Annotated in this window: 19 protein-coding genes; 8 read left to right on the top strand and 11 right to left on the bottom strand. The window is 69.9% G+C overall.

Annotated elements, in window-relative coordinates; genetic code table 11:
• Positions 1–27: 27 nt before the first annotated feature.
• Entirely contained in the window at positions 28–993 is a 966-nt protein-coding gene (locus tag P3F85_RS15365) for a DNA-3-methyladenine glycosylase (RefSeq protein WP_374008717.1), read from the top strand.
• Between the two features lie 6 nt (positions 994–999).
• Here the strand turns inward: P3F85_RS15365 and P3F85_RS15360 are convergent, their stop codons facing one another.
• Both P3F85_RS15360 and P3F85_RS15355 read right to left on the bottom strand, forming a co-directional pair.
• Complete coding sequence (locus tag P3F85_RS15360; RefSeq protein WP_374008716.1) at positions 1,000–1,551, bottom strand: SRPBCC domain-containing protein; 552 nt, start codon at positions 1,549–1,551, stop codon at positions 1,000–1,002.
• A gap of 84 nt (positions 1,552–1,635) precedes the next feature.
• Positions 1,636–3,237, bottom strand: coding sequence for a phytoene desaturase family protein (locus P3F85_RS15355; protein ID WP_374008715.1), 1,602 nt, complete (start codon positions 3,235–3,237; stop codon positions 1,636–1,638).
• Positions 3,238–3,318: 81 nt separating this feature from the next.
• On the opposite strand from P3F85_RS15355, the gene P3F85_RS15350 reads away from it, so the two are divergent.
• A complete protein-coding gene (locus P3F85_RS15350) occupies positions 3,319–6,987 on the top strand; it encodes a proline dehydrogenase family protein (protein ID WP_374008714.1) in 3,669 nt (1,222 codons plus the stop codon).
• Positions 6,988–6,992: 5 nt separating this feature from the next.
• Positions 6,993–7,826: an aldo/keto reductase gene (locus P3F85_RS15345; protein WP_374008713.1), complete on the top strand. Its 834-nt coding sequence runs from the start codon at positions 6,993–6,995 to the stop codon at positions 7,824–7,826.
• Between the two features lie 57 nt (positions 7,827–7,883).
• Here the strand turns inward: P3F85_RS15345 and P3F85_RS15340 are convergent, their stop codons facing one another.
• The 4 genes from P3F85_RS15340 to P3F85_RS15325 form a co-directional block, all read right to left on the bottom strand.
• Complete coding sequence (locus P3F85_RS15340; RefSeq protein ID WP_374008712.1) at positions 7,884–9,308, bottom strand: sensor histidine kinase; 1,425 nt, start codon at positions 9,306–9,308, stop codon at positions 7,884–7,886.
• The gene (locus tag P3F85_RS15335; RefSeq protein WP_374008711.1) at positions 9,305–10,039 is read right to left on the bottom strand and encodes a response regulator transcription factor; all 735 of its coding nucleotides are present in this window, start codon (positions 10,037–10,039) and stop codon (positions 9,305–9,307) included. Before P3F85_RS15335 ends, P3F85_RS15340 begins: the two co-directional genes overlap by 4 nt.
• A gap of 88 nt (positions 10,040–10,127) precedes the next feature.
• On the bottom strand, positions 10,128–10,553 hold the full coding sequence (locus P3F85_RS15330; protein WP_374008710.1) for an SRPBCC family protein: 426 nt from the start codon (positions 10,551–10,553) through the stop codon (positions 10,128–10,130).
• A 50-nt stretch (positions 10,554–10,603) separates the two neighbouring features.
• On the bottom strand, positions 10,604–11,041 hold the full coding sequence (locus P3F85_RS15325; protein WP_374008709.1) for an Lrp/AsnC family transcriptional regulator: 438 nt from the start codon (positions 11,039–11,041) through the stop codon (positions 10,604–10,606).
• 115 nt (positions 11,042–11,156) lie between these two features.
• On the opposite strand from P3F85_RS15325, the gene P3F85_RS15320 reads away from it, so the two are divergent.
• From P3F85_RS15320 to P3F85_RS15300, 5 genes are read left to right on the top strand one after another with little or no spacing between them, the layout of a single operon-like run.
• Positions 11,157–12,641, top strand: coding sequence for a peptide MFS transporter (locus P3F85_RS15320; RefSeq protein WP_374010953.1), 1,485 nt, complete (start codon positions 11,157–11,159; stop codon positions 12,639–12,641).
• Positions 12,642–12,667: 26 nt separating this feature from the next.
• Positions 12,668–13,327 (top strand): MOSC domain-containing protein, encoded by a 660-nt coding sequence (locus P3F85_RS15315; RefSeq protein WP_374008708.1) that lies wholly within the window; start codon positions 12,668–12,670, stop codon positions 13,325–13,327.
• Positions 13,328–13,384: 57 nt separating this feature from the next.
• Positions 13,385–13,840, top strand: a complete 456-nt coding sequence (locus tag P3F85_RS15310) for a VOC family protein (RefSeq protein WP_374008707.1) — start codon at positions 13,385–13,387, stop codon at positions 13,838–13,840.
• Positions 13,841–13,845: 5 nt separating this feature from the next.
• Positions 13,846–14,556, top strand: coding sequence for a winged helix-turn-helix transcriptional regulator (locus P3F85_RS15305; RefSeq protein WP_374008706.1), 711 nt, complete (start codon positions 13,846–13,848; stop codon positions 14,554–14,556).
• Positions 14,557–14,612: 56 nt separating this feature from the next.
• Positions 14,613–15,479: a LysR family transcriptional regulator gene (locus P3F85_RS15300; protein WP_374008705.1), complete on the top strand. Its 867-nt coding sequence runs from the start codon at positions 14,613–14,615 to the stop codon at positions 15,477–15,479.
• 100 nt (positions 15,480–15,579) lie between these two features.
• Here the strand turns inward: P3F85_RS15300 and P3F85_RS15295 are convergent, their stop codons facing one another.
• The 5 genes from P3F85_RS15295 to pip form a co-directional block, all read right to left on the bottom strand.
• The gene (locus P3F85_RS15295; RefSeq protein ID WP_374008704.1) at positions 15,580–16,440 is read right to left on the bottom strand and encodes an aldo/keto reductase; all 861 of its coding nucleotides are present in this window, start codon (positions 16,438–16,440) and stop codon (positions 15,580–15,582) included.
• 31 nt (positions 16,441–16,471) lie between these two features.
• Positions 16,472–17,443 (bottom strand): aldo/keto reductase, encoded by a 972-nt coding sequence (locus P3F85_RS15290; RefSeq protein WP_374008703.1) that lies wholly within the window; start codon positions 17,441–17,443, stop codon positions 16,472–16,474.
• 167 nt (positions 17,444–17,610) lie between these two features.
• Positions 17,611–17,868: a glutaredoxin family protein gene (locus P3F85_RS15285; protein WP_374008702.1), complete on the bottom strand. Its 258-nt coding sequence runs from the start codon at positions 17,866–17,868 to the stop codon at positions 17,611–17,613.
• Between the two features lie 9 nt (positions 17,869–17,877).
• On the bottom strand, positions 17,878–18,546 hold the full coding sequence (locus tag P3F85_RS15280) for a nucleoside/nucleotide kinase family protein (RefSeq protein WP_374008701.1): 669 nt from the start codon (positions 18,544–18,546) through the stop codon (positions 17,878–17,880).
• Entirely contained in the window at positions 18,543–19,505 is a 963-nt protein-coding gene (gene pip / locus P3F85_RS15275; protein WP_374008700.1) for a prolyl aminopeptidase, read from the bottom strand. The genes P3F85_RS15280 and pip overlap by 4 nt, the downstream gene beginning before the upstream one ends.
• Positions 19,506–19,514: the final 9 nt, after the last annotated feature.

Genomic DNA, 19,514 nt, shown 5'->3' with positions numbered 1-19,514 from the left:
GTCAGGGGAGTGACGTAGCATTCCAGCATGACCACCGTGCTGCCCGCTCCCGCCGCCTCGGGGTGGAACACGGCACCGGATGCCGAGACGGTCTATCGCCCTGCCGAGCCGCTGGACTTCGCCGGCACGCTGGCCATGCTCGGCCGCGGACCGTACGATCCGACGACCTCGTGGGACCGCACAGGCATGTGGCGAACCTGGCGCACGCCGGTGGGTGCCGCGACCGTGCGCCTCCTCCGCCCGTCGGCGGACGGCGGAGTGTCCGCAGCGGCGTGGGGGCCCGGAGCCGAGTGGGCGATCTCGGCCGTGCCCGAACTACTGGGGCGCGGCGACGATTGGGCCGGGCTCGACGTCAGCGGGCATCGGCTGCTCCGGGACAGCCGCCACCGCAACCCCGGCCTCCGCTTGATGCGGACCGGCCGGATGCTGGAGGCACTGCTCCCCGCGATCATCGAGCAGCGGGTGACCAGCCTGGAGGCCTACCGCTCCTGGTCGCGGCTGCTCCGCTGGTACGGCGAACCCGCTCCGGGACCGGCCCCGCACGGCATGCGGGTGACACCGACGGTGGAGCAGTGGCGCGGCATCCCGTCGTGGGAGTGGCATCGCGCCGGGGTCGATCCGCGCAGGGCTCGTGCGGTCCAGGCCGTACTCGCGGTCGCGCCGTCGCTGGAGCGTGCGGTGGATGCGGCCGGCACGCTCGCGGCGGCCGAGTCGGTACTCCAGACCATTTCGGGCGTCGGGGTGTGGACGGCGGCCGAGACGCTGCAGCGCTCGCACGGTCATCCCGATCTCGTCAGCGTCGGGGACTACCACCTGGCGCATCAGGTGGGTGAGGCGCTGATCGGCCGCCGCGTTGACGATGACGGGATGCTCGAACTGCTCGAACCGTGGAAGGGGCACCGGCAGCGCGTGGTGCGGCTCATCTTCGCGAGCGGCTTCCGGTTCCAGCGACTCGGTCCGCGGATGGCCGTGCAGGACCATCGCTGGCACTGAGAAGCGTCAGCGCGTGGTTCCCGAACGGGCTGCGGCGGCGTCGGAACGCAGGTCGCGGTCGAGCTCACGGCACAGATCGCGGTAGTGCTCGTCCATCGCCGGCGCGTAGTCGCTCCACTGGGGCTCCGGCTTGTGGTCGTGTGCGGCGACCAGCCGATCGAGGTAGTAGTCCCAGCGCGGGCCCGCGTCCGCCTCCTCCACCAGCGACCGCAGCTTGCGGCCGACCGTCACCGTGGTGTGGCCGCTCGCTTCGGTGAGGTGTGCGAACATCCTGTAGGCCTGCTCGCCCTCGGGGATCTCGGCGTGGAGCCGGTGGGGTGCGCTGCACTCCAGGATGGTGACGTCGACCCATGGGCCCTCGCTCCCGTCCGCCGTCATCCGGAACCTGACGGCGCCGGTCGTTCCGGATCCGGTGTACTCGCCGAGCCACTCGGCGAGGCGGGGGGAACGGCTGAAGTACGTCCACACCTCCTCGATCGGTGCTTTGAACATCCGGTCGAGGACGAGATAGACCCCGTCGTCCTTGCGTACCAGTCGTCCTGTGGGGTGCGGCAGCATGATGACCTCCGTCGGCTCAGCCTCTGGTGATCCACACCTTAGTCACGCGATCGGCTAAACGGCAGGGGGGCGCTTCGAGAGCTCTCAGCCTTCGAGCACGGCCATCGCCGCGTTGTGGCCGCCGAGCCCGCTCACCGCACCGCCGCGACGCGCACCCGACCCGCACAGCAGGATGCGGGGGTGGCGCGTTGCGACTCCCCAGCGCTCGGCCGGAGTGCCGAGCGCGTCGTCGTCTTCCGCGAACGGCCAGGAGAGGGGACCGTGGAAGATGTTGCCGCCGGGCATGTTGAGCGCCTGCTCGAGGTCGCGTGTCGTCTTGGTCTCGATGCACGGCCGGCCGTCGGCGTCGGTCAGCAGCAGGTCCTCGATCGGTTCCGCCAGCACGGAGTTGAGGGAGGCGAGAACGGCATCCTGAAGCCGTTGCCGCGTGGCGTCGTTGTTCCCGGCGGTGAGCCAGCGGTCGGGAGTGTGCAGCCCGAAGACGGTGATGGTCTGGGCGCCGGATGCGGCCAGTTCAGGGTCGAGGATGCTGGGGTCCGACAGGGTGTGGCAGTAGATCTCGCAGGGGAGGAGGTCGGGCATCACCCCCCGGCTCATGCCCGAGTGGGCCTCCTCGAGCTGGCTGAACGTCTCGTTGATGTGGAACGTTCCGCCGAAGGCCGCTGCGGGGTCGATGGCCTCGTCCCGGAGGCGGGGGAGGCGCTTGAGCAGCAGGTTGACCTTCACCTGCGCTCCTTCCGCCTTCTCGCGGGGCGGCGTCGGCTGCTCTCCCAGCAGGCGGTCGAGCACCTCCGGCGCGACGTTGACGAGGACGTCGGCGCCGACGACACGGCGTTCGTGGCCGTTGCGGACGTACTCGACGGAACCGTCCGGGTCGATGCGTGTGACGTCGGCGCCGGTGACGATACGCGCGCCCGCTTCGCGAGCGACGCGGGCGAGCTCGCCGGTGACCGCGCCCATCCCGCCGACCGGGACATCCCATTCGCCCGTCCCCTGACCGATGACGTGGTAGAGGAAGCAGCGGTTCTGGGCGAGCCCGGGGTCGGTGAGGCTGGCGAAGGTGCCGATGACGGCGTCGGTGGCGACGACGCCGCGCACCAGGTCGCTCTGAACGCGGGACTCGATGAACTCGGCGATGGGACGCTCGACGATCGCATCCCACAACTCGTCGTCGCCGACGAGCGCCTTGGCCTCGGAGCGCGTGAGCAGGGGCTCGGTGACCGTCGGCCAGAGCGCCCGGGCCAGTTCGCCGGTGCTCCGGTAGACCGACTCGAAGCCGGCTGCGTCGTCGGCGGCGCCGATGCAGTCGAAGGATGCCGAGGTCGCCGCCTCATCCGTGTTGTCGATGAGGAGCCCGGCACCCGCGGGGTCGCCCGGCACCGGCGTGTACGAGGAGTAGCGGCGTCGTGCCAGCCGGATGTCGAGCCCGAGGTCGTCGATGATCCGCTGCGGGAGGAGGCTGACGAGGTAGGAATACCGCGACAGGCGTGCCTCCACGCCCGGGAAGGCCTGTGCGCTGACGGCCGCGCCCCCGACATCCTCCAGTCGCTCCAGCACGATCACGGACTTGCCTGCGCGGGCCAGATAGGCGGCGGCGGTCAGGCCGTTGTGGCCGCCTCCCACGATGACGATGTCGTGGGTTGCCGCGGAGGGCGCGCCGGAAGCCGAGGTGGAACGGTCGTTCATAGATCGACTCTACCGGGCGAGTTATCCACATCTTCAGGTCGCTTCGGAGGCAGCCCAGCGCCGGGTAATAGTGTCGTCAGCATGGTCGATGGAACAGATGGCGCCGAGGCGCGCCCGGCGGCGATCGCTCACGAGGCGGTCGGGCTGGTGCAGCGCTGGCTCGCCGAGAGCACGCGGGCGGACGACGGAGCGGGGAGTCGACGGGACCCCGCAGCGGAACGGCTTGCCGGGGTGCTCAGCGATCCGGACGGGCTGGACTTCGCCGTCGGGTTCGTCGACGGGGTGGCGCGCCCGCAGGACCTCTTCGTCGCCGGCTACAACCTTCAGCGGGTGGCCAAGCGCATCCCGCGCTTCCTGCCCTGGTACATGCGGGTCGCGATCTGGCTCGGAGGGGTGCTCGGGCCCGTGCTGCCTTGGGTGGTGGTTCCGATCGCCCGGCGTGTGCTTCGCGGCATGGTCGGTCACCTGGTCGTGGATGCGACCCCGGCCAAGCTCGGGCCGGCGATCGAGAAGTTGCGGGCACCGCAGCAGTCGGGGGAATCCGGGTCGTCGGGCGCGCCCGGGCCCCGGCTCAACCTCAATCTGCTCGGCGAGGCGGTGCTCGGAGAGAAGGAGGCCTCGCGCCGGCTCGAGGGCACCCGGACGCTGCTGGCCCGTGACGATGTCGACTACGTGTCGATCAAGGTGTCGTCGATCGCATCGCAGCTGTCGATGTGGGCCTTCGACGAGACGGTCGACCGCGTCGTGGAGCGGCTCACCCCGCTCTACGAGCTGGCGGCGGCGTCCCCGACGCCGAAATTCATCAACCTCGACATGGAGGAGTACCGCGATCTCGACCTGACGATGGCCGTCTTCACCACGATCCTGAGCAAGCCGCAGTTGCGTGGGCTCGAGGCGGGAATCGTCCTCCAGGCCTATCTGCCCGACGCGCTGGGCGCGCTGCAGACGCTCACCGAGTGGGCCACCCAGCGGCGCAGCTCCGGGGGAGCGCCGATCAAGGTCCGTGTGGTGAAGGGCGCCAACCTGGCGATGGAGCGGGTGGATGCGACGATCCACGACTGGCCGCTCGCCACGTATGAGAGCAAGCAAGCGACCGACGCCAACTACAAGCGGGTGCTCGACTGGGCGCTGAGGCCCGAGCACACGGAGGCGGTGAAGATCGGTGTCGCCGGGCACAACCTCTTCGACATCGCCTACGCGTGGCTGCTCGCCTCCCGGCGCGGTGTCACCGGCAGGATCGACTTCGAGATGCTGCTCGGGATGGCGACCGCCCAGGCCGAGGTCGTCGCCCGCACGGTGGGTCGCCTCGTGCTGTACACGCCAGTGGTCGACCCTCGGGAGTTCGACGTCGCGATCTCGTACCTGATCCGGCGGCTGGAGGAGAACGCGAGTCCGGAGAACTTCATGTCGGCGGTGTTCGAGCTGGACTCGGACCCGGAACTCTTCGAGCGGGAGAAGCAGCGCTTCCTTGCGTCGGTGGCGGAGTTCGAAGCAGATGCCCGCACCCGGGGTGGATCGCCGCTGCCGAATCGGCAGCAGGACCGTACGCGCGAATGGGAGGAGGCCTCGGCGCCGTCGTTCACGCGCCCGCCCGCGCCGGAGATCGCGCCTTCCCACGACGAAGGACTGACCAGCGTCGTACTCGGTTTGACCCGGGGATCGAGCGGGATCGAGCTCCCGCCGCCCGACAGTGACGCCGGAGACGCTTTCCGGAACGCTCCGGACACCGATCCGTCCCTCGCGGCGAACCGCGCCTGGGGCCGGCGGATCCTGGCGCGATCGCAGACCTCGACGATCGGCGTGGATGTCATCGAAGCAAGCGTGATCACGGACCCCGATCGCCTCGACCAGATCATGCGGACGGCGGCGGAGGCGGGAGAGGCCTGGGGACGGCGCTCCGGTCAGGAGCGTGCCGCGCTGCTCGATCGCGCCGGGCACTCGCTGGAAGCGAACCGCGATCGCCTGATCGAAGTCATGGCGGCCGAGACCGGCAAGACGATCGCGGAGGCGGATCCGGAGGTCAGCGAAGCGGTCGACTTCGCGCACTACTACGCCACCCGCGCGCGAGAACTCGATGCGGTGCAGGGAGCACGGTTCATTCCGTCGAAACTGACGGTGGTCGCCCCGCCGTGGAACTTCCCCGTCGCCATCCCCGCCGGTTCCGTGCTGGCGGCGCTCGCCGCGGGAAGCGGGGTCATCATCAAACCGGCGCCCCAGGCGCGGCGAACCGCCGCCGTCATGGTCGAGGCGCTGTGGGAGGCCGGAATCCCGCGGGAGCTGCTCGCGCTCGTCGATGTGGCGGAGAACGAACTCGGTCAACAGCTCGTCGCAGACTCGCGCGTCGACCGTGTCATCCTCACGGGCTCGTACGAGACGGCACGCCTGTTCCGTTCGTGGCGCCCCGACCTCCCGCTGCTGGCCGAGACGAGCGGCAAGAACGCCATCATCGTCACACCGAGCGCCGATTACGACCTTGCCGTCGCCGACATCGTCAAGAGCGCGTTCGGGCATGCCGGGCAGAAGTGCTCGGCCGCGAGCCTGGTCATCCTCGTCGGTTCCGTGGCGAAGTCGGAGCGATTCCGCAATCAGCTCATCGACGCCACCACGAGCATGCGCGTCGGCTATCCGCAGGACCCGGCGAGCCAGATGGGGCCGCTCATCGAACCGGCGTCGGGCAAGCTCCACCACGCGCTCACGGCGCTCGGAGCAGAAGAGGAGTGGCTGGTCGAGCCGAAGCCGCTGGATGGATCCGGTCGTCTCTGGTCGCCCGGAATCCGTACCGGCGTGCAACCGGGTTCGTACTTCCACCTCACGGAGTTCTTCGGTCCGGTGCTCGGGATCATGACCGCACGGAATCTCGACGAAGCCATCCGTCTCCAGAACGCCGTCGAGTACGGGCTGACGGCGGGCCTCCATTCGCTCGACTCCGACGAGCTCGAGCACTGGCTCGACACCGTCGAGGCCGGGAACCTCTACGTGAACCGGGGGATCACCGGCGCGATCGTCCGGCGGCAGCCCTTCGGCGGCTGGAAACGGTCCTCGGTCGGGGCCGGCGCGAAGGCGGGCGGACCGAACTACCTGCTCGGGCTCGGCACATGGGTGCCGGAGGCGGGCCACTCCAGTTCCAGTCTCCACCTGCGCGGGCTCGAACCACGGGTGTCCGACCTCATCGAATCGGGACAGTCCTCCATGGACTATCCGTCGTTCGACCTCGTCCGCCGCTCGGCGTTGAGCGACGCGATCGCCGTCGCGAACGAATACCACCGGGCGAAGGACGTGTCGGGGCTCGGCGTCGAGCGCAACCTGTTCCGGTACCGCCCCGTCCCGGTGGCGATCCGGCTCTCGGAGGGTAGTTCGCTCCCCGAACTACTGCGCGTCATGGCGGCCGCGACGGTTGCGCGCTCGCCGTTCACGGTCAGCACGCCCGTCGCCCTGCCCAAGACGACGTTCGCGCTGCTCCGTGAACGTGAGATCGACGTGGTGGTCGAGTCCGACGCCCACTGGCTGTCGCGCGTGCGCGGACGGCGGATCAACGCCCACCGGATTCGGCTGATCGGCGGCGACCCCGCTGCGCTCGCCGCCGCGCTGGGCGGAACGCCCGATGTCGCCGTCTACAGCGGACCTGTGACCCCGTCCGGTCGCGTCGAGGTGCTCACCTTCCTGCGCGAACAGGCGATCTCGATCACGAACCACCGGTTCGGCAACCCGACGACGCTCTCCGACGGCGTCATCGGAGCACGCGTAGGGTGACACGCATGACGACCTTGATCCCCTCTCTTCCGCTCCGCGACGGCGGCAGCATCCCGCAGCTCGGCCTGGGCACGTGGCCGCTCGATGACTCAGAGGTGGAGCAGGCCGTCGTGGCAGCGGCAAGGATCGGCTACCGGCACGTCGACACGGCGGCGAAGTACGGCAACGAGGTCGGCGTCGGCCGAGGCCTCGCGGCGAGCGGGGTGCCGCGGGACGACTGGTTCGTCACGACGAAGCTCGACGGCGGCTACCAGGGGGAGGACCGCGCGATCGCCGGACTCGATGCCAGCCTGCAGCGGCTTGGCCTCGACTACGTCGACCTGCTGCTCATCCACTGGCCACTGCCGCAGCGCGACCTCTACGTCTCCACGTGGGAGACGTTCATCCGGCTGCGCGAGTCGGGAAAGGCGCGCGCGATCGGGGTCTCCAACTTCAAACCCGCGCACATCGACCGGGTGATCGCCGATACCGGAGTGGTCCCGGCCGTCAACCAGATCCAGCTCAGCCCGGCCATCCCGCGGAGGGAGCAGCGAGCGTACGACAGCGAGCACGGCATCGTGACCGAATCCTGGAGCCCCATCGGCGGCAGCGGCGACCTGCTCTCCGAACCGGTCCTCCGGAGGCTGGCGGACAAGCACGGCCGCACTCCCGGCCAGATCGTGCTCCGCTGGCACGTGCAGAACGGCTTGGTCGCCATCCCGAAATCGCGAAACCCCGAGCGGATGGCCGAGAACCTCGCGGTCTTCGACTTCGAGCTCGACGCCGACGACGTGGCCGAACTGGACACGCTCGACGAGGGTCCGGGCGCCGGCGTCGACTCCGATCACAGCGGCCACTGAGGCGCGACCCGGATCCCACCGTACGGGGCGCGAAGCGCGGCACGCGCCGACGCCCGCTCAGTCCCGACGGATCGGCAGCGTCACCGTCACGGTCAGCCCCGTCGGCTCCGCATTGGCCAGTACGACCCGGCCGCCGGCCGCATCCGCCAGCGCACCGACGATCGCGAGCCCCAGCCCGCCACCGGACTGACCCGTGCGAGAGCCATCCGCCCGGGTGAACCGGTCCAACGCGACCGGTAGGAAGTCCTGCGGCATACCCGGTCCCGAGTCCCGCACCGTCAAGACGACCACATCACCGCCCTCCGCGCCTTCGACCAGAGCGAGCGTCGCCGTGACCGTCGCCTCCGCGTGCGGCTCACCCGTCGCGCGGATCGCCGTGATGGCGTTCCCCAGCAGGTTGTCCAGGATGCGACCGAAATCGGTCGGCGACAGCGCGACGCGCGACCCCGGCGCGGGCCGGCGGCGCGGGTCGTAGTCGAAGTCGACGGAGATCCCGGCCGCCTCGTCGTCGTTGCTGACCAGCAGGCGCGCCCGATCGATCGCGTCGGTCAGCTCGTCGACGAGCGTGCGCCAGTCGATCCGTCCGCTCGACGGGCCCGCCTCGATCCGCGACAGCTCGAGCAGGTTGTTCGCCAGTTGCGCCAACCGGATCGCCGTCGAACGCGACGAGCGGACGTCGCTGAGCAGCGCCTCCGGGTCGCCCGCATCCAACTCCGCCAGCTCGAGCTGCCCGCGGAGGACGGCCAGCGGCGTGCGCAGCTCGTGGCTCGCATCCGAGACCATCTGGCGTTCCCGATCGGCGGAGGCCCGCAACCGGAGGATGAGGTCGTTCAGGGTGGTGGCGAGCTCGGAGAGCTCGTCCTGCGCCGGTCCCACCGGGAGAAGCCCGACCTCGTCGGGGCTGGCGGCCGCGATGCGATCCGCCTGCTCCCGCATCCGGCTCACAGGCCGCAACGCTGTGCGGGTCAGCAACCACGAGGCGCCGCCGAAGGCGAAGATCAGCACCCCGGCGCCCACCAGCAGGGCACCGGTCAGACGGTCCAGCAGCAGCGCCGTCGTCTCCTCGTTCCGGGCAGCGACCACGTGCATGATGCCGGTCGACGTCGATACGCTCCGGGAGAGCACCAGATAGTGCTCGTCGCCCGCCTGCACGTCGCGTGGCTGCTCTCCCTGGTTGATCAGCCTCCCGATCCGGTCCTCCAGCGCCTCCGGCATGGTGGAGGCCAGGATCGTGCCGTCCTCGGCCACGATGGCGAGCTCCTGACCGCCTCCCGGCAGGGCGAACGGGCCGCCGGGCTTGGTCGGTAGGCTCTCCGCGGGCGCCGCCACGTCGTTGTCGAGCAGCGTCACCGTCGCGTTGTGGAGGATCGACGACACCCCGATCCGGATGATCACCACGGCGACGAGGGCGAACAGGGCCGCCACGATCAGGCTGCCGATCGTGATCCGGGCCGTGATCGACAGGCGCCGCAGCCGGTTCACGTCGTCGGCGCGGCGCCGTGTGCGGTGGTCTCGGCGCCGGAGCGCTTCGAATCGGCGGCGTGGCGGGCGTCCAGCCGGTAGCCGCGTCCCCGTTCGGTGACGATCGACAGGCCCGCGCCCGCCGCGTCCAGCTTCTTGCGCAGATAGGACACGTACTGGTCGATGACGTTCGTCCCGATGTTCTCGGTGGTGCCCCACACCGACTCGAGGATGTCCGAACGCGAGAGGGTCTTGTCTGGGTTCGTGGCGAACAGCCGCAGCAGCGTGAACTCGCGCCGGCTGAGCGGCATCTCGTGCCCTGCGACCGTCGCCTGATGTTCGTGCGAATCGATCGTCAGGCGCCCGACGGACACCTGGGGGCGCATTCCGGTCGGCTCCCGCCGCAGCAGGGCGCGTATCCGGGCGGCGAGCTCGGCGAAGGCGAACGGCTTGGTCAGGTAGTCGTCGGCGCCGGAGTCGAGTCCGTGCACGCGGTCCTCGATGGCGTCGCGGGCGGTCAGGAGCAGGATCGGCATCGGGTTGGCTGCCTCGCGGATGTGACGGCACAGCTCGAAGCCGCTCATCCCGGGCAGCATCACGTCGACTGCGGCGGCGGAGAACGTGTCACCGTGCAGGGCGATCATCGCGTCGACGCCGTTGGTGACCAGGGTGACGTCGTAGCCCTCGGCGGCGAGTCCCCGCTGCACGAGGCCTCCCATGTCCGGATCGTCTTCGACAACGAGCAGCTTCATGCGCCCATCGTGCCACTCTTGCCCGTGTCCGTGCTCGGACGCGGCGTCGCCGCGGTGCGCGAGGGCTGAACGTTCTCGCAGAGGGCGGTCAGTCGGCCTCGACGACCGACCGGAGCGACTGCAGCACCTGCTGCCAATTGTCGCCCATCCGCTGGGCCTCCGCGTCGTCGGCGCAGCCGTCCTGCGTGATGGTGACGCGGGTGCCGTCGCCGTCCTCCGCGAGGAGGTACGACACGGTCTGGTAGCTCTCGGGGACGTCCGGTTTGCCGCTGAGCGGGCTGTAGTAGCTGGTGACCAGCCGGTCGCCGGGAACGATGTCGAGGATGACGCCCTTGTCTTCGTATGGCTTGCCCTCCCATTCGCCGTGGTACACGATCGGGCCGCCCTTGCTCCAGTCCGTCTCGACCCGGCTGCCGAAGAGGAAGCGCTCGATGGTGGCGGGGTCGGTCAGGGCGTGCCAGAGGCGTTCGCGGGATGCGTCGATGTGGATGTCGGCTCGCGCTGTCGAGGTCATGCCGCCAGTCTCATCCACCGGACGCCGGCGGTCTTGAAGTTTTGCGACGCTCAGGCGTGGCCGCGGTTGATGAGGCGGGAGAGCACGATGGCGCTGCGGGTGTGATCCACGTTGGGTGCCAGCCGCACCTTCTCGAGGGCGGCCTCCAGGCTCGGGATGTCGCGCGAGCGGATGTGGACGATCGCATCCGCGCTGCCGGTCACCGTTCCGGCATCCACCACCTCGGGGACCGCCGAGAGGATGCGCAGCAACTCTTCCGGCGAAACCGTGCCGCGGCAGAACAGCTCGACGTACGCCTCGGTACTCATGCCGTCGATGGCCGGGTCGATCTGGATCGTGAACCCGCGGATGACCCCGTCGGCGACGAGCCGGTCGACGCGCCGCTTCACGGCGGACGCCGACAACCCGACGACCGATCCGATGTCGCCGTAGCCGGCCCGCGCGTTCTGGCGCAGGAGGTCGAGGATGCTGCGATCGAGGTTGTCCACGCGCCCGAGTTTATGGTGGATCGTTGCGTGACAGCGAGAGAAGCGGCCAAATCGTGCGTATGCGCGCAACGTGTCGGTAATGACGGCGTTTCGCCGCGACGCGGTCGGTGGGACCATGGGCGCCATGAGCGAAACGGAAACGGCACCGCCCAGACGCGAGGACGACGCGAGCCACGGGTTCTTCGGCCAGCCGCGCGCGCTGGCCAACATCTTCGGCGTGGAGATGTGGGAGCGGTTCTCGTTCTACGGCATGCAGGGCATCCTGCTGATCTACCTGTACTACTCGGCCGAGCGCGGCGGGTTGGGGATCGACCAGGCGACGGCGGCGGGGATCGTCGGGGCGTACGGCGGCGCGGTGTACCTCTCGACCATCCTCGGCGCGTGGCTGGCCGACCGTCTGTTCGGCTCCGAGCGGGTGCTGTTCTGGAGCGCGGTCGTCATCATGGCCGGCCATATCTCGCTGGCTCTCATCCCGGGCGTCGGCGGAGTGCTCGTCGGTCTGCTCTTCGTCGCGCTCGGCAGCGGCGGTCTGAAGGCGAACGCGACCCGGATCGTCGGGACGCTCTACGCAGAGAAGGATCCGCGACGCGACGCCGGCTTCTCGCTGTTCTATCTCGGGATCAACCTGGGTGCGTTCTTCGGACCACTGCTGACCGGCCTGCTCCAGACGACGCTCGGCTTCCACTGGGGATTCGGCCTCGCAGCGGTCGGGATGGCGATCGGCCTAATCCAGTACTCGCTCGGTCGCAAGAGGCTGCCGGATGCGTCGCGCGTCATCCCGAACCCGCTGCCGCGTACCCGGTACCCGCTCATGTTCGGGATCGGCGCGGCCGGCATCGTCGTGATCGTAGTGCTGGTGCTCACCGGCGTCATCAACCCGGCCAACCTGGCGCTCTGGGTGATCGGCGTCACGATCGTGGCTGCCATCGCCTACTTCGTGGTCATCCTCACGTCGCGGTTGGTGAGCGGTGAGGAGCGCAGCCGGATCGTGGCCTTCATCCCCCTGTTCATCACCAACGCGGCGTTCTGGTCGCTGTACCAGCAGCAGTTCACGGTGGTGACGATCTACTCCGACAAGCGGCTCGACCGGAACATCTTCGGGTGGGAGTTCCCGGTGTCGTGGGTGCAGTCCATCAACCCGATCTTCATCATCGTGCTGTCGGGTGTCTTCGCCGCCATCTGGACGAAGTGGGGATCGAAGCAGCCGTCGGCGCCGATCAAGTTCGCTGCGGGAACGATCCTCATGGGCCTCGCCTTCTTCCTCTTCCTATTCTGGACGGGTGGTGGTGCGAACAGCACTCCGCTGCTGGCGATGGTCGGCATCCTGTTCGTGTTCACGGTCGCCGAACTGCTGATCTCGCCCCCGGGACTGTCGGTGACGACGAAGCTCGCGCCGCGCAAATTCCAGGCGCAGATGGTCGCCCTGTACTTCCTTTCGGTGGCACTCGGCACGGCGATGGCGGGTCAGCTCGCCAAGCTCTACACGCCCGCGACCGAAGCCGTGTACTTCTCGTTCATCGGCGGAGTCGCGATCGTCATCGGCATCCTGCTCGCCGTGATCAGCCCCTGGGTGCTCCGGATGATGCGCGGCATCCGCTGAGCGGCATCCGCTGGCATACTGGGCCGATGGCGGAGATTCTCGCGGTGTGCCGGGTCGCGCGACTGCAGTCGGATTCGGGGTCGATCGGCGTCACGGCGATCGACAAGCAGCCGGTGGAGCGGCGGCTGCGGGTGCGTCCGCTCGGGCTGTACGGCGATGTCCAGGCCGACCGGAAGCACCACGGCGGGCTCACCAAGGCCCTGTATGCGTATGCCGAGGAAGACGCCGAGTACTGGGCGCAGGCCCTGGGGCGCGACATCCCAGCGGGGCTCTTCGGCGAGAACCTGCGTACCGCGGGTCTGGACGTGAACGGCGCGGAGATCGGCGAACGCTGGGCCGTCGGTGACGAACTCGTCGTCGAGGTGACGTGCCCGCGCACGCCGTGCGCCACCTTCCAGCGTCGGATGCGCGAGCCGCACTGGGTGAAACGGTTCGCCGAGGAGGGGCGTGTGGGCGCCTATCTGTCGGTCGTGAAGTCGGGGACCGTGGGCGCCGGCGACACCGTCCGGATCGTGTCTCGCCCCGGGCACGGGGTCACCGTGGCGTCGTGGTTCCAGGATGCCGACGCGGCCCAGGCGGATGCGCTGGAGGCCGCCGAGGCGGCGGGGACGGTCGTGCTGGCTCCCGAGATCCACGAGTCCATTGCGCGGGTCCGCAAGCATCATTTACTTGTTCTTGACAAGTGAACTTGCAAAGAGCAAGCTAATGGCTATTCGGATCCCCGAACCCATCAGGAGGACACAATGGCGACCAACATCTTCGTGAACTTCACGACCAGCGACCTCGAGCGCTCCAAGGCGTTCTACGAGGCGCTCGGGTACTCCATCAACCCGCTCTTCACCGACGAGAACGCCGCATGCGTCGTGCTCAGCGACACCATCTACTTCATGGTGCAGACGCGCGAGTTCTACGCGACGTTCACCGACAAGGAGATCATCGACCCGCGCACGCAGGCCGGCGCCTCCATCGCACTCAGCCAGGACTCCCGCGAAGAGGTCGACGCCATCGTCGCCCGGGGCCTGGAGGCCGGAGGCACCGAGCCGCGCCCGGCTCAGGACTACGGCTTCATGTACTCCCGCGACCTGGAGGACCCGGACGGCAACAACCTGTCCTACCTCTACATGGCCCCCGCGGCCGCAGAGAAGGGCCCGGAGGCCTACATGGCCGAGCAGGGAGCCGGGGCTCCGGCTCAGGCCTGACCCGCATGGCGGCTCGATCCCCACGCGGCTTCGGCCAGTCGGGCGGTGTGGCGCGCGCGATCGAGCGGGTCGGGGAGCGGTGGGCTCTGCTCATCGTCCGCGACCTGCTCGCCGGCGCGCGCCGCTACAGCGACCTCAAGGCCGGGCTGCCGCGCATCCCGACCAACATCCTCAGCGACCGGTTGAAGGAGTTGCAGGAGGCTGGGGTGGTGCGTCGCGTACCCACGGTCCGCGGTGGTTACGAGCTGACGCCGCTCGGCCGGGGGCTCGAGCCGGTGGTGCTCGCGCTGGAGCGCTGGGGCTGGGCGACTCCCGACGAGGCGGCTGCGGACACTGTGCTGACGGCCGATGCGCTGGCGGTGACGCTGCATGCGGCCTTCCGCGACCGCGAAGCGCTGGCGCTGCCGGAGACCGAGTACCTGCTGCATGCGGGGGAGACCTCGGTGAGCGCCCTGGTCGACGGCCGGATGCTGGATGTGATGGATGTGGGGCCCTCGGCCCTGCCACAACCGCACCGCCGCCTCGACCTCGCAGTCCCGGCCGATGTGCTGGAGCTGCGTGTCGATCGCGACGACCTCGGCGGTCTGCTCGGCGGCGGAATGGTCGCGGTGCAGGTGCTGGCCGGCCGCGACGAGCTGCTGACGCGGTTCCGCCGGACGTTCCGATTCGACGCGCTGCCGGGAGCGGATGCGGCGTCCGAGGCCTCCGTCGCCTGAGCTCGCCTATCGACTGCGCTTGTGACGCGCGCACCACCCAGCAGTACGATCACTGAATGGAACTCCGCCAACTCCAGCACTTCGTGGCCGTCGCCGAGGAGCGTCACTTCACGCGCGCGGCCGAGATCCTGCGGATCTCGCAGTCGGGACTCTCCGCATCCATCCGCTCGCTGGAAGAGGAGCTGGGCACGTCGCTCTTCGTCCGCAGCACGCGCCGAGTGGAGCTCACCGCCGCGGGTCAGGCGCTCCTCGCCGACTCGGTGCGCACGCTCGCCAGCGCTGCGGCGGCGAAGGATGCGGTCGCCGCGGTCCGCGGGCTCGTCCGCGGTCGGCTGACGATCGGAGCGGAGCCCTGCCTGGGCTCGGTCGACCTGCCCGCCGAACTCGCCGCGTTCCGGACGGCGAACCCGGGGGTCGAGGTGCGACTGCGCTACTCGGGTTCGGAGGAGCTGGTGGACGATGTGGCCGGCGGCCGGGCGGATGTCGCCCTGGTCGTCGACACCGGCCATGTGCCGGCCGGCGTGCATCTGCGCCCGCTGAGCACGCAGGACATGCTGGTGCTCTGCTCGCCGGAGCATCGCTTCGCGGCCGAGCAGAGCATCCCGCTGGACCTCCTCAGGGGCGAACCTCTGGTCGGGTTCCAGGAGGGCTGGGGCGCGCAGGCGCTCACCCGGCGGGCGTTCGCCGGGGCCGGGTTCGACTACCGCGCTGCGATGGAGGTCAACGACGTGCACCCGCTGCTCGACCTGGTCGGGTACAACCTGGGTGTCGCGGTCGTCCCCGCGAGCTTCGCACGGAAACGCCCGGAGGCCCTGCGGGCGGTCGGCCTGCGGGGCGCTCCGGCGTGGACGGTCGCGGTCGCGGTCGCGGATCAACCCAGTCCGGCTGCCAGCGCGTTCCTCGCGCAGCTCGAACCGGCCTGACCGGCGATCCCGGCCGGGACGCGCGACTGCGACGTCCCGTCACCTCTGCGGTGCTCGCGCACGCGCAGACGTTCCGGGACGCCGCAGTCAGGGTCGGGGGTCAGGCCGCGTTCAGCGCCGCGAGCTCGTCGGGGGTGAGTTCCACATCCACTGCGGTGACCGAGTCACGGATGGTCTCCGGCCGCGACGATCCCGGAATCGGGATGACGTGCGGGCTCTGCGCGAGGTGCCAGGCGAGCGCGACGACCTGCGGGCTGATGCCGCGCGAGTCCGCGACGTCCTTGAACGGCGCGAATCGGCTGCCGAGGTCGCCGGCCGACGTGATCCCGCCGAGCGGGCTCCACGGCAGGAAGGCGATGCCCAGCTCGTCGGCGAGGCGCAGTTCGGGCTCACTGGATCGGAAGGCGGGAGAGAACTGGTTCTGCACCGACACGAGCCGGCCTCCGAGGATCTCCTGCGCCTCCCTGATCTGCTGCGGGTCGGCGTTCGAGATGCCCGCCATCCGGATGACGCCCTCGTCGAGCAGGTCGCGCACGGCCCCGACCGAGTCGGCGTACGGGACCTCGGGGTCGGGCCGGTGGAACTGGTACAGCCCGATCGCGTCGCCACCGAGCCGCCGCAGCGACTCCTTGGCTGCCTGCTTGATGTACTCCGGACGCCCGTTCTGCGTCCACGAGCCGTCGCCCGGGCGCAGGTGCCCACCCTTGGTGGCGACGAGGACCGTGGAGGCGTCGCCGCTCCACGTGCGGAGCGCTTCGGCGATGAGCTCCTCGTTGTGGCCGACCTCGTCGGCGTGCAGATGGTAGGCGTCCGCCGTGTCGATGAAGGTGATGCCCTCGTCGAGCGCCGCGTGGACGGTCTTGATGGAGCGGTCCCGGTCGGGGCGGCCCTCGATCGACATGGGCATGCCGCCGAGGCCGATGGCCGAGACCTGAACGTCTCCGATGGTGCGAGTCTTCACTGCTGTCCTTCCGTTCGGTTCGTGCCCGGGATCACCAGGCGTAGTCCTCGGGCGCCGTCCGGTGGCCCGGGAAGATCTCGTCGAGTCGGGCCAGGGCCGCATCGTCGAGGTGGATATCGAGCGCGCGCAGTCCGCCGTCGAGCTGTTCCTGGGTTCGCGGGCCGATGATCGGACCGGTCACGCCGGGGCGGGTGAGGAGCCACGCGAGTGCGAGGTCGCCGGGCTCGTGGCCGAGCTCTGCGGCGAAGTCCTCGTACGCCTCGATGGCGTCGCGGTGCTTTTCGAGCGTCTCGGCTGCGCGCCCCTCGAGACGACGCTTGCCTTCGTTCTGCTTGCGCACGACCCCGCCGAGCAGGCCGCCCTGCAGTGGCGACCAGGCGATCACGCCGACGCCGTTCGCCTGCGCGGCGGGGAGGACCTCCAGTTCCACCTGGCGGGTGAGGAGGTTGTAGATCGACTGCTCGCTTACCAGGCCGAGCAGGTTGCGCTTGCGCGCCTCGGCCTGCGCGGTCGCGATGTGCCAGCCGGCGAAGTTGCTGGAACCGGCGTACAGGATCTTGCCCTGCGCGATCGCCGTCTCGATGCCCTGCCAGATCTCGTCCCAGGGCGTGTCCCGGTCGATGTGGTGGAACTGGTAGATGTCGATGTAGTCGGTCTGCAGGCGGCGGAGGCTCGCATCCAGTGCCCTGCGGATGTTGAGGGCGGAGAGCCGGCCCTCGTTCGGCCAGTCGCCCATGTCGCCGTAGAGCTTCGTGGCGAGGACCGTGCGCTCGCGGCGTCCGTCGCCCTGCGCGAACCAGTTGCCGATGATGGTCTCTGTGGCGCCCTTGCCCAGGTGCTGGCCGTAGGCGTTGGCGGTGTCGAAATAGTTGATGCCGGCGTCGTGCGCGGCGTCCATGATCCTGTGTGAATCGTCTTCGGCGGTCTGCGGGCCGAAGTTCATCGTGCCGAGGACGAGGCGCGAGACCTTCAGGCCGGACCGGCCCAGGTGTGTGTACTCCATACCGACCACTCAACGCGCGGTGGAGTCAGTTGTCCAACAGGTGATTCGGATCGCATTGTGCGGCTGGGGCGGTCAATGACCCATCGAGTGGTGAGTCGTTGCGCGAATGCGGGGCGAGTTTCGACGTCTTGTCGCAACTCGCGGCCAGGGCCAGGCCAGCGGGCGCGTCAGGCGCGGAGGGCGGCCTCGAGCTCGGGGTCGGTCGGCTCCACGAGGTGGCGGCCGTCGGGGAAGACGACGACGGGGATGTTGGTCCGGCCGCTGATCGCGTGGGCGACGTCGGCCTCTTCCGGGCGGGCGACCAGGTCGATGTACTCGTAGTCGGCGCCGAGGCGGTCGAGGAGCGACTTGGAGCGGATGCAGTCGCGGCACCAGTCCGCACCGAACACGGTCACACGGTCGAAGGCAGGGGTCGGGGAGGTCATTGCTCCAGGTTAACCGGTGCTGCCTGGGAGGTCGGCGGTGCCGTCCACCACGAGCGTCGCCCGCGGGCGTGACGCCTCGATCAGCACCGCATTGGCGCCGTCGACGTCGCGCGCCCAGGCTGTGGCGGCCGCGGGGCTGCGTCCATGGCGCGTGTGGCGGTCGACCAGCCGCCGCATCCGGACGTCCTCCGGTGTCGCGACGAACCAGCTCTCCGCGAGGAGGGCCGGGATGCGCGACCACGGGTCCTGGTCGATGAGCAGGTAGTTGCCCTCCGTGACGATCAGCCGTGCCTCCGGCGGGATCGGTATGGACCCCGCGACGGGCTCGTCCACGGTCCGCTCGAACGCGGGAGCGTAGACGACATGTCCGGTCTCGGCGAGCACCCGCTTCAGGAGGGCGACGAAGCCCCAGCCGTCGAAGGTGTCGATCGCGCCCTTGCGGTCGTGCCGGCCGAGCGCATCCAAGGTCGCGTTGGCGAGATGGAAGCCGTCCATGGGCAGGTGGACCGCGGTGCCGGCGCCGGCAAGCTCGTCCACGCGCGCGGCGACCGCTCGCGCGAGCGTCGTCTTGCCCGACCCGGGGCTCCCGGCCACGCCCACGATCGCGCGGCCACCCGATGGCGCGAGGGCCAGTGCCCGCCGCGCCAGCGCGGTCAGGTCCGCGGGAGCGCCGGTCACGCGGTGCCCTCCCGCCGCGGGGCGAAGGAGCTGATCGCCTCCGCCATGCGCTCCGACGACTCGGGGCCGCCGTGCCCTTCGCCTTCGACCACGACCAGCCGGCTGGCCGGCCACTCGCGGTGCAGCAGCCACGGGGTGATCACCGGACCGCTGACGTCGTGGCGCCCGTGGATGAGCACTGCGGGGATGTGCGCCAGCTCGCCCACCCGGTTGAGGATGGCGCGGTCACCGGGCAGGAAAGCGTCGTTCGACCAGTAGTGCGTGACGAGGGTGGCGAAGACCTGGCGCTGCACCGGATCCTCGTGGAGCGGTCCCGGGACGTGGTTGGGGTCGAGGGAGACGTGGGTCGCCTCCCACGCGTCCCAGGCGTCGGCCGCGGCGATCCGCTCGGCGGGCGTCCCGGTCGCCAGGATGCGCGCGTACGCCTCCACCACGCGCTCGCCGGGGCGCCGGTGCGACGCGTTCTCGAGTGACTCCCACGCCTCCGGGAAGATGCGGCCCATCGTCTCCGTGATCCAGTCGACCTCGTCCCGGCCGGTCGTCGTCACCGCGCCGAGCACGATGCCCTCGACCCTCTCCGGATGAGCCAGAGCGTAGGCGAGAGCGAGCGTCGATCCCCACGATCCGCCGGTGACGAGCCAGCGCTCGATGCTCAGCTCCTCGCGCACCAGCTCGATATCGGCGATGAGGGCCTCCGTCGTGTTCGCGGGGAGGCGATCCAGAGCATCGACGATCAGCGGAGTGCTGCGGCCGCAGCCGCGTTGGTCGATTCCGACCAGCCGGAACGCCTGGGGGTCATAGCGCTTGCGGTAGTTGCCGCTGCCGAGGCCGGAGCCGGGGCCGCCGTGCAGCCAGACGACGGGCATGCCGTCGGGGTTGCCGCTGGTCTCCCAGTAGATGCTGTCGCCGTCGGGACTCTCCACCCTGCCGTGCGCGTACGGCTCGATAACGGGGAACATCCCCGCACC

It is taken from the genome of Leifsonia sp. T36S-04, assembly GCF_042465655.1.
In the GTDB taxonomy this organism is placed as follows: domain Bacteria; phylum Actinomycetota; class Actinomycetes; order Actinomycetales; family Microbacteriaceae; genus Leifsonia.
The sequence above is the reverse complement of the archived record's forward strand: the minus strand, read 5'-3'. Positions and strand labels throughout refer to the sequence as shown.

Bases quoted from the DNA above. Each gene is read 5' to 3' on its own strand.
- P3F85_RS15365 (WP_374008717.1), top strand. From the start codon at position 28: ATGACCACCGTGCTGCCCGCTCCCGCCGCCTCGGGGTGGAACACGGCA.
- P3F85_RS15360 (WP_374008716.1), bottom strand. From the start codon at position 1,551: ATGCTGCCGCACCCCACAGGACGACTGGTACGCAAGGACGACGGGGTC.
- P3F85_RS15355 (WP_374008715.1), bottom strand. From the start codon at position 3,237: ATGAACGACCGTTCCACCTCGGCTTCCGGCGCGCCCTCCGCGGCAACC.
- P3F85_RS15350 (WP_374008714.1), top strand. From the start codon at position 3,319: ATGGTCGATGGAACAGATGGCGCCGAGGCGCGCCCGGCGGCGATCGCT.
- P3F85_RS15345 (WP_374008713.1), top strand. From the start codon at position 6,993: ATGACGACCTTGATCCCCTCTCTTCCGCTCCGCGACGGCGGCAGCATC.
- P3F85_RS15335 (WP_374008711.1), bottom strand. From the start codon at position 10,039: ATGAAGCTGCTCGTTGTCGAAGACGATCCGGACATGGGAGGCCTCGTG.
- P3F85_RS15330 (WP_374008710.1), bottom strand. From the start codon at position 10,553: ATGACCTCGACAGCGCGAGCCGACATCCACATCGACGCATCCCGCGAA.
- P3F85_RS15320 (WP_374010953.1), top strand. From the start codon at position 11,157: ATGGGCGCCATGAGCGAAACGGAAACGGCACCGCCCAGACGCGAGGAC.
- P3F85_RS15315 (WP_374008708.1), top strand. From the start codon at position 12,668: ATGGCGGAGATTCTCGCGGTGTGCCGGGTCGCGCGACTGCAGTCGGAT.
- P3F85_RS15310 (WP_374008707.1), top strand. From the start codon at position 13,385: ATGGCGACCAACATCTTCGTGAACTTCACGACCAGCGACCTCGAGCGC.
- P3F85_RS15305 (WP_374008706.1), top strand. From the start codon at position 13,846: ATGGCGGCTCGATCCCCACGCGGCTTCGGCCAGTCGGGCGGTGTGGCG.
- P3F85_RS15300 (WP_374008705.1), top strand. From the start codon at position 14,613: ATGGAACTCCGCCAACTCCAGCACTTCGTGGCCGTCGCCGAGGAGCGT.
- P3F85_RS15290 (WP_374008703.1), bottom strand. From the start codon at position 17,443: ATGGAGTACACACACCTGGGCCGGTCCGGCCTGAAGGTCTCGCGCCTC.
- P3F85_RS15285 (WP_374008702.1), bottom strand. From the start codon at position 17,868: ATGACCTCCCCGACCCCTGCCTTCGACCGTGTGACCGTGTTCGGTGCG.
- pip (WP_374008700.1), bottom strand. From the start codon at position 19,505: ATGTTCCCCGTTATCGAGCCGTACGCGCACGGCAGGGTGGAGAGTCCC.